Source organism: Streptomyces sp. NPDC003284, assembly GCF_053589675.1.
This window is the reverse complement of record NZ_JBSFSI010000009.1, coordinates 295,775-304,870: the sequence shown is the minus strand read 5'-3', so window position 1 is coordinate 304,870 and position 9,096 is coordinate 295,775. Positions and strand designations below refer to the sequence as shown.

Genomic DNA, 9,096 nt, shown 5'->3' with positions numbered 1-9,096 from the left:
TCGGTTCTAGCTCGCCGGCCCGGTGGGGGGTTCGGGGGGGGTGCACGCGGGGCTCCCCGCGCCGCCGCGCGCCCCCCCCACCGCTGTCCGCCCGGCGGCGGACCGGCTCAGGGCAGCAGCTTGTCCAGGGCGGCCGGGCCGTCCGTCTCGATCCTGCGCTTGGCCCACTCCAGGTTGCGCGGGGTGAGGTCGCGGCCCGCGGCCAGCACGACGTCCTCGGGCGAGACCTCGGTACCGGTACGGGCGTGGAGCACGGCGTCCGGTGTGCAGCGCTCCCCCGGGGGACGGGACGCTTCGGGCGAACGGGATGCTTCGGGCTGTGACGTCGACATGTGTCCTCCTCGGGTCCGGCCGGGTCCCCGCCCCGTGCCGCGCCGCCCGCGCCCAGGGACCGGGACCTCCTCCTACGATTGCCCGCCGCGCCGCACCCTGCATCCGGAAGGCCCCGCCGGACCCCTGGCCGGCTTCCCCGGCCGCCGCCCGGCGCCGCGCTCCGTAAGCTGGAACGACCACGCGGGCCGCCGCAGCGGCGGCCCGCGGCCGGGAGACCGGACAGGGAGGCCCAGCGATGGCCGACACACCGAGCCCGTCATCCGCGCCGGGCACCCGGCGCTACGTGCCGATCGCCGACCACGGCCTGATCGGCGACCTGCGCACCGTCGCCCTGGTCGGCACCGACGGCACCATCGACTGGTACTGCTGCCCCTCCTTCGACTCCCCGAGCGTCTTCGCCGCCGTGCTGGACGCCGAGAAGGGCGGCTGCTTCGAACTCGCCGCGGCCGACGAGGCCGCCCGCACCAAGCAGTTCTACTTCCCCGACACGAACGTGCTGATCACCCGCTTCTTCACCGAGGACGGCGTCGGCGAGGTGCAGGACTTCATGCCGGTGTGCGGCGACGACGGCGAGGCCGAACGGCACCGTCTGATCCGGCGCACGGTGTGCGTGCGCGGCACCGTGCGGTTCCGCGCGCGCGTCGCGCCGCGCTTCGGCTACGGCGCCGACCCGCACACCGTGCGCGTCCAGGGCCACCTGGCGCTGTTCGAGTCCGCGCGCTCGGCCCTCGCCCTGACGGCGACCGCGCCGCTGGAGACCGAGGGCCCGGACGTACGGGCCGACTTCAAACTCACCGAGGGCGAGTCCGCGGTCTTCGCCCTGGACCAGGTGGGCGGCGAGGTCGCCCCGCGCCGCTGCGCCCGCGCCGAGGCCGACGAGCAGTTCGCCGCCACCGTCGCCTACTGGCGGCGCTGGATCGCGCAGTCCCGCTACCGGGGCCGCTGGCGGGAGATGGTGCACCGCTCGGCGCTCACCCTGAAGCTCCTCACCTACGCGCCGACCGGCGCCATCGTCGCCGCGCCCACCACCAGCCTGCCCGAGCGGATCGGCGGCGAGCGCAACTGGGACTACCGCTACGTCTGGGTGCGCGACGCCGCGTTCGCCGTCTACGCCCTGCTGCGCCTCGGCTTCACCGGCGAGGCCGCCGCCTTCATGCGCTTCCTGACCCGCCACATCAGCCCCGGCGACGGCCGCGCCACGGGCCCGCTCCAGATCATGTACGGCATCGACGGCCGCACCGACCTGCCCGAGCGCGAACTGACCCATCTGGAGGGCCACCAGGGCTCCGCCCCGGTCCGGGTCGGCAACGCCGCCGCCGACCAGCTCCAGCTCGACATCTACGGCGCCCTGATCGACTCCATCTACCTCTACGACAAATGGGCCGAGCCGATCTCCAGCGCCCAGTGGGACGACGTGTGCGCGCTGGTCGACTGGGTGTGCGAGCACTGGGACCAGCCCGACGAGGGCGTCTGGGAGACCCGCGGCGGGCGCCGGAACTTCCTCTACTCGCGCCTGATGTGCTGGGTGGCCGTCGAACGCGCCGTCCGGCTGGCCAACCGCCGCGGCCTGCCCGCCGACCTGCCGCGCTGGCAGCGCGCCCGGGACGCGATCTACCGCCGCATCATGGACCGCGGCTGGTCCGAGCGGCGCGGGGCGTTCGTCCAGTACGAGGGCGGCGACGTGCTGGACGCCGCCGTGCTGATGATGCCGCTGGCCAAGTTCATCGCGCCCACCGACCCCAAGTGGCTGTCCACCCTCGACGCCCTCACCGAGGATCTGGTCTCCGACTCGCTCGTCTACCGCTACGACCCGCGCACCAGCCCCGACGGACTGCGCGGCGAGGAGGGCACCTTCTCGATCTGCTCCTTCTGGTACGTGGAGGCGCTGACCCGCGCGGGCCGCCTGGACGAGGCCCGCCTCGCCTTCGAGAAGATGCTCACCTACGCCAACCACCTGGGCCTGTTCGCCGAGGAGATCGGCCGCACCGGCGAACAGCAGGGCAACTTCCCGCAGGCCTTCACCCATCTGTCCCTGATCAGCGCCGCCTACAACCTGGACCGCGCCCTCGGCTGACCCCGGCACCCGCGCGGCGGGCACCGGGGACGGCCGCCGGCCTCAGCCGATGTGGTACGAGTCGCCGTACACCTTCCAGTCCAGCGGCGGCTTCAGGTCGAGGTTGCCCTTGCGCAGGAACACCCGCTGCGCGGTGTCGACCCTGCTGGTGTCGCTGTGCGCCTCCTCCTGCTTCATGGCCCACACCCGCGCGTCCAGGAACGCGTTCAGGTACGCCGTCTCATCGCCGCCCTGCGCCGGCGGCTTGGCGCTGCGCAGCGCCCGCTTGCGGATGTTGCGGAAGCTGGTGGAGTCGTCGCCGTCGCCGTGCATGACGATGGCGTCGTAGTAGGCGAACTGGCCGAGCGCGCGCAGCCCGTCGCTCTTGCCCTGGGAGACCGCCGGGTTGAAGTACACCCGGTCGCGCTCGTCGTTCTGGGCCTGCTGGAAGGCGCTGTCCTTGGCCGCGGTGTGCCAGGCCGAGACGAACGCCGAGCCCAGGCCGGAGTGCGAGTCGCTGCCGTTGACCTTGCGCAGCGCGGGCAGGTACTTCGCCAGGGCGTTGCCCGGCTTGCGGTCGGTGTAGAGCTGCACCAGGTCGAGCATGTCGCCGGTCCCGGAGCAGAAGCCGATGATGCCGGCGGTGTAGCCGCGGCCGTCGTCGATGTCCTCGATGTAGGTGTACTGGGCCTTCCAGTCGAGCGAGGAGTTCTCCGCGCTCGACACCAGCTTCATGGCGATCTCCTTCTTCGCCGGGTCGTCGAGGCCCGGCGCGGCGGCCGGGGCCGCCATCGCCTGCGGGGCGCCGCCGAGCAGCGGGACGGCGGCCAGCGAGGCGCCGAGGAGAGCGAGGACGGTACGGCGGGAGGCGCCGGCCGGTGTGGCCGAATCAGGGTTCGCGTGCACCACGGGGGCTCCAAGGGTGAGTGGGGGGAGGGCAGTTGGACCGGACGCCAACTGGTAGGAAGGTTTCCTATCAGAGGCCGTCAGGGCCCGGCACCCGTCGCGCGGGAAATTCGTAGGAACCTATGAGAAAGGCGGGGGAGGACCGGCAGGTCACCACGGCCGGCGGCGGACGGGCACCGTCTCAGGACAGGGACTGCTCCGCCCAGATGACCTTCCCGGTGGACGTGTAGCGCGTGCCCCAGCGGTCCGCGAGCTGCGCCACCAGGAACAGGCCCCGGCCGCCCTCGTCGGTGGAGGCCGCGTAGCGCAGATGCGGCGAGGTGTTGCTGCTGTCGAAGACCTCGCAGATCAGCGCGGTGTCCCGCAGCACCCGCACCCGGATGGGCGCGCTGCCGTACCGGATCGCGTTGGTGACCAGCTCGCTGAGGATCAGCTCCGTCGTGAAGGCCGCCTCGTCCAGACCCCACCGGGCCAGCCGACGGCTCACCGCGGCCCGCACGTCCGCCACCGCCGCCGGATCCGCGGGCACCTCCCACTCGGCGACCCGGTCGGCGTCCAGCGCCCGGGTCCGCGCCACCAGCAGCGCGATGTCGTCCCCGGGCCGGAACGGCAGCCGCGAGTCCAGCACGGCGCGGCACGTCTCCTCCGGCGACCCGCCCGCCGAGGCCAGCGCGGCCCGCAGCTCCTCCAGACCGGCGTCGATGTCCCGCTCCCGGTCCTCCACGAGCCCGTCCGTGTACAGCACCAGCCTGCTGCCCTCGGCGAGTTCCAGCTCGGCCGTCTCGAACGGCAGCCCGCCCAGGCCCAGCGGGGGACCGGCCGGCACCTCGGCGAACACCACCTCGCCGTCCGGGCCGATCACCGCGGGCGGCGGATGCCCGGCGCGCGCCATCACACAGCGCCGGGAGACCGGATCGTAGATCGCGTACAGACAGGTCGCGCCGATCACCGGCGCGCCGGCGCCGTCCGCGGCCTCGTCCTGGTCGATCCGGTCGACCATCTCGTCCAGCAGCCCGAGCAGCTCGTCCGGCGGCAGGTCCAGGGCGGAGAAGTTGTGCACCGCGGTACGCAGCCGCCCCATCGTGGCCGCCGCGTGCAGCCCGTGCCCGACCACGTCCCCCACGACGAGCGCCACCCGCGCCCCGGACAGCGGCAGCACGTCGAACCAGTCACCGCCCACCCCCGCCTGCGCGGGCAGATAGCGGTAGGCGACCTCCAGCGCGCCCTGCTCGGGCAGGCTGCGCGGCAGCAGACTGCGCTGGAGGGTCACCGCCATGCCGTGCTCGCGCGTGTACCGGCGGGCGTTGTCGATGGAGACCGCGGCCCGCGCCACCAGCTCCTCGGCGAGGGCCAGTTCCTCCGCGTCGAACGGCTCGTCCTTCTCCGAGCGCCAGAAGTCCACCAGACCCAGCACCACGGCGCCCGCCCGCACCGGCACGGCGATCAGCGAGTGGATGCCGTACCGCATCACCCGCGCGGCCCGCTCCTCGTCCTGCGCCTGCCAGCCCGGCGCGGCCTCCAGCCGGGGTTCGAGGACCGGCCTGCGCGTACGGAGGCTGTCCGCCTGCGGCGAGGACGCCACGAACCGGATCCGCGTCCCCACCGGGTACAGCGGCGTCCGAGCACGGATCCCGCCGGCCGCCGCCCGGCGCAGCCCGGCGCCCGGATCCGGTTCCTCGCCGCGCAGCACGGCGTCGTAGAGGTCCACCGTGACGAAGTCGGCGAAGCGCGGCACCGCCACCCGCACCAGCTCCTCGGCGGTCCGGGTCACGTCCAGGGTGGTGCCCACCCCGAGCCCGGCGTCGTAGAGCAGGCTGAGCCGCTCGCGGGCCACCTCCGCGCGGCCGGACAGGGCGCGCAGCTCCGTGGAGTCGCGCAGGGTGGCCACACTGCCCGACGGGCCGCCGTCCAGGTCGGTGGGCCGCTGGTTGACCGCCAGCAGCCGGTCGCCGACCAGGCGCACCTCGTCGGTGGCGATCCGCCCGGACGCCAGCAGCGCCGCCGTCTCCGGATCGAGCCCCAGATCGAGCACCCGGCGCCCCTCGGCGTCGGCGGGCAGATCGAGCAGGCGGTGCGCCTCGTCGTTGGCGAGGAGCAGCTCGCCCTCGTCGCCGACGATGATCACGCCCTCGCGCACCGCGTGCAGCACCGCGTCGTGATGGTCGTACATCCGGGTCATCTCACCCGGCCCCAGCCCGTGCGTCTGCCGCAGCAACCGCCTGCTGACCAGTGCCGTCCCCGCCGTGGCCAGGGCGAGCGCGGCGGCGGCCGCGCCCAGCACGACGGGCAGCTGGCGGTCGGCGAGACCGCCCGCGTTCCGCGTGGTGATGCCGGACGCCACCACGCCCACCACCCTGCCGTCCGGCGCCCTCAGCGGCACCACGGCCTGCACCAGCCGCCCGATGGTGCCGTTGATCTCCTCCACGACCGTCCGGCCGTGCAGCGCGGGTTCGATCGTGCCGACGAACTTCTTGCCGATCCGGTTCGGCTCGGGGTGGGTGTAGCGGATCCCGGCGGTGTCCGTCACGACGACGAAGTCGACGTGCGCGGCCCTGCGGGTGGCCTCGGCGCGGGGCTGGAGCACGGCCGTCGGGTCCGGGGCGGCCAGCGCCGCCGCGGTGCCCGGCGCGTTGGCGAACGCCTCGGCGACCGCCAGCGAGCGGCTGCGGGCCTCGCCGGTGCTGTCCCGGCGCACCTGGAGCACCAGCGCGACCACCGCGGCCACCACCAGCAGCAGCACCACCACGACCTGGAGCACGAACACCTGCCGAGCCACACTGCGCCCGCGCAGCGCCGCCCACAGCCGCGTGGGCCAGCCGCCCGCGGCCCGGCTGCGCGCCGCGCGCTCACGCGCGCGACGGGCGGGGCCGGGCGCCGGCTGGACGCGCCGGCCACCGGGGCGGCGGGTCGACCGGGTACCGGCTCGACCCGGGAGTCGGACCATGTGCCATGTCTACACTGCCGGGCCCCGCCGGGCGAGGCCCGTCGCACCCGTACCCCGGACCCGCCCGCGCGGCCCGCACAGCCCGCGGATCCCGCCGGTGCCGCACGGCCCGTGGGCCCGGCGCGGCGGCCGGAGCGCCCACGGGCCGGGGGAGCGGGGCGCGGCGGCGCCGGGGACCCGGTACGGCCGTCCGGGTGGCCCCGCGGCCGCGGGCACGGGCGCGGCCGGGGCCGCGGCGGGCCCCGGGATCAGGAGCGGCGGGGCTTCTCGTCGCGGATGTTCTGGGCGACGTCGCGGAGCTTGACGTTGTGGTGCTGGGAGATGCGGCGCAGCACCGCGAAGGCGTCGTCCTCGCTGAGCCGGTGGCGCTCGCGCAGTATGCCCATGGCCTCGCCGATGGCGTGCCGGGTCTCCAGCGCGTGTTCGAGCTGGTCGACGGTGCGGGCACCGGACAGGGCGACGGCGGCGTGCGAGGCGAGCAGCCAGCCGGCGGTCTCGCTCTCCGGGGTGAACGCGCCGGGACGGCGGGAGTAGCAGTCCAGCGCCCCGAAGTCCTCGTCCTCGGTGTACAGCAGGAAACCCATCATGCTGCCGATGCCCAGCTCACGGGCGGCCGGCCCGTAGCGCGGCCAGTCCGGCTGCGGCTGGGACAGGTCGGTGATGCGGAAGACCCGGTCGCCGTTGACCCGGCGGGCGGCGTCGAAGCAGGGGCCCTCGCCCAGCTCGCCCTGGAGCCGGTCGGACTCCTCGACCATGCCCTCGGTGACGGCCAGGCTCACCGCGCGGCCCTTGCGCACGGCGAGGATCCCGGCGGCGTCGCACCCGTCGATGAGTTCGACCGCCGCCGAGGCGATCTCCTCGAGTGTCGCCCCGGTGGATTCCTGGGCCAGCAGACGCCGGGCGAGCTCGGCCATCTGTTCGGCGAAGACACGCCAGTCCATCCCTGCGCACCACCCTTCTCCCGGCCGCGTGCACCGCTGCCGGGGACGCTGCCGCCCCCGGACCCCGGCATCCGCAGCGTACCCCTCGGCCGTCACCGCACCGCGTAACGCGATCATGGCATGCCGGTGCTCCGGCGGGGCGGGCCGGTACGACGGAACGCGGTGGTCCGGCGGCCGGGCCGACGGCGGCCGCGTGTTGCGCGCCCTCGCGTGTACGCCGTACGGGAAGATCCGCACGACACCCGCACCATCGCAACGGGCGGGCCAAGTCCTGGTGTCGTGCCGGTGCGTTCGGTCATGGGTTGGCCAACCCCTTTCCACACGTTGGCCACTTGTTCACCCGCAGCCCCTGATGGCCCGCGCCGCGATGGGCAGAAAGTGGTCGGCGGTCCGGACACCCCCCGCCGGACCGCGACATCGTGAGAGCTTCACCCGTTCAAGAAGGAGCACAGATGGCCGAGTTGACACGCCGTAGACTCCTGGGTTCGGCCGCCGGCGCACTGGGCGGCGCGGCGGCGCTCTCCCTGCTCCCGCCGAGCGTCCAGAAGGCCGTGGCCGCCGAGCCGCCCCGGCACAGCTCGCTGCGCGACATCGAGCACGTCGTCCTGCTGATGCAGGAGAACCGGTCGTTCGACCACTACTTCGGCACGCTCAAGGGCGTCCGCGGCTTCGCCGACCCGCACGCGCTCAAGCTGGACACCGGGCGTTCGGTCTTCTACCAGCCGGACACCGAGAACCCCCGCGGCTACCTCCTGCCCTTCCACCTCGACACGCACACGTCGAGCGCCCAGGCCATCCCCTCCACGAGCCACGCCTGGTCGGTGCAGCACGAGGCGTGGAACAACGGAAAGATGGACCGCTGGCTGCCCGCGCACCGCAAGGCCGACGGCGTCAACGGCCCGTATGTGATGGGCTACTACACGCGCGAGGACATCCCGTTCCAGTTCGCGCTCGCCGAGACCTTCACCGTCTGCGACAACTACTTCTGCTCGGTGTTCGGCCCGACCTGGCCGAACCGGCTGATGTGGATGACCGGGTCCATCGACCCCGACGGCACCCACGGCGGCCCGATCACCAACAACACCGCGCCGACGCCGTACCGCTGGACGACGTACGCGGAGCGCCTCCAGGCGGCCGGGGTCAGCTGGAAGGTGTACCAGCAGGACGACGACTACGGCTGCAACCTGCTGGAGCAGTTCGCCGCCTTCAAGGACGCCCGGCCGGGCTCCGAGCTGTACGAGCGCGGGGTGCGTCCGCAGCCCGAGGGCACCTTCGAGGACGACGCCCGCAACGACCGGCTGCCCGCCGTCTCCTGGATCATGCCGACCAGCCACCAGTCCGAGCACCCGGACTACCTGCCGGCCGCCGGAGCGGACTTCGTCGCCTCGAAGATCGAGGCGATCGCCGCCAACCCGAAGGTGTGGCGCAAGACCGCGTTCATCCTCAACTACGACGAGAACGACGGCCTGTTCGACCACGTGCCCCCGCCGACACCGCCCGCGGGCACCCCCGGCGAGTTCATCAAGGGCCTGCCCATCGGCGGCGGCTTCCGCGTCCCCGCCATCGTCGTCTCGCCCTGGACGGTGGGCGGCTGGGTCGCCACGGAGACCTTCGACCACACCTCGGCCCTCCAGTTCCTGGAGCGCTTCACCGGTGTCGAGGAGCCCAACATCACCGACTGGCGGCGGGAGACCTTCGGCGACTTCACCTCGCCCTTCCGCTTCTCCCACAGCCGGCCGCGCCCGCCCCGGCTGCCGCACGACACGGCGGAGCAGCTGGAGAAGGCCAAGGAGGAGGTGGCGACGCTGCCGAAGCCGAAGCTGCCCGGCGCCGACCAGACCTTCCCCCGCCAGGAGCGGGGGCACCGGCCGCACCTGTGAGCAGCGGGTCCCGGACCCGTCGGCCGACGGGTCCGGGAC

6 protein-coding genes are annotated in these 9,096 nt (G+C 73.9%); 2 read left to right on the top strand and 4 right to left on the bottom strand.

Annotated features, from left to right (window positions below; genetic code table 11):
* Nucleotides 1-107: 107 nt before the first annotated feature.
* Nucleotides 108-332 carry a hypothetical protein gene (locus ACWDYF_RS21370; protein ID WP_381744270.1) on the bottom strand — a complete coding sequence of 75 codons (225 nt, stop codon included), beginning with the start codon at nucleotides 330-332 and terminating at the stop codon, nucleotides 108-110.
* A 236-nt stretch (nucleotides 333-568) separates the two neighbouring features.
* Between ACWDYF_RS21370 and ACWDYF_RS21365 the strand changes: the two genes are divergently transcribed.
* Complete coding sequence (locus ACWDYF_RS21365; RefSeq protein ID WP_381744271.1) at nucleotides 569-2,407, top strand: glycoside hydrolase family 15 protein; 1,839 nt, start codon at nucleotides 569-571, stop codon at nucleotides 2,405-2,407.
* Nucleotides 2,408-2,449: 42 nt separating this feature from the next.
* On the opposite strand, the gene ACWDYF_RS21360 is transcribed toward ACWDYF_RS21365, so the two are convergent.
* From ACWDYF_RS21360 to ACWDYF_RS21350, 3 genes are all read right to left on the bottom strand, one after another.
* Nucleotides 2,450-3,295, bottom strand: a complete 846-nt coding sequence (locus tag ACWDYF_RS21360) for a chitosanase (protein WP_018569943.1) — start codon at nucleotides 3,293-3,295, stop codon at nucleotides 2,450-2,452.
* 178 nt (nucleotides 3,296-3,473) lie between these two features.
* Complete coding sequence (locus tag ACWDYF_RS21355) at nucleotides 3,474-6,236, bottom strand: SpoIIE family protein phosphatase (RefSeq protein WP_389464642.1); 2,763 nt, start codon at nucleotides 6,234-6,236, stop codon at nucleotides 3,474-3,476.
* Between the two features lie 248 nt (nucleotides 6,237-6,484).
* The gene (locus ACWDYF_RS21350; protein WP_018569941.1) at nucleotides 6,485-7,177 is read right to left on the bottom strand and encodes a GAF and ANTAR domain-containing protein; all 693 of its coding nucleotides are present in this window, start codon (nucleotides 7,175-7,177) and stop codon (nucleotides 6,485-6,487) included.
* A gap of 452 nt (nucleotides 7,178-7,629) precedes the next feature.
* Here ACWDYF_RS21350 and ACWDYF_RS21345 point away from each other — a divergent pair, with 452 nt between their 5' ends.
* Nucleotides 7,630-9,057, top strand: a complete 1,428-nt coding sequence (locus ACWDYF_RS21345) for an alkaline phosphatase family protein (protein WP_018569940.1) — start codon at nucleotides 7,630-7,632, stop codon at nucleotides 9,055-9,057.
* The last annotated feature ends 39 nt before the right edge of the window (nucleotides 9,058-9,096 follow it).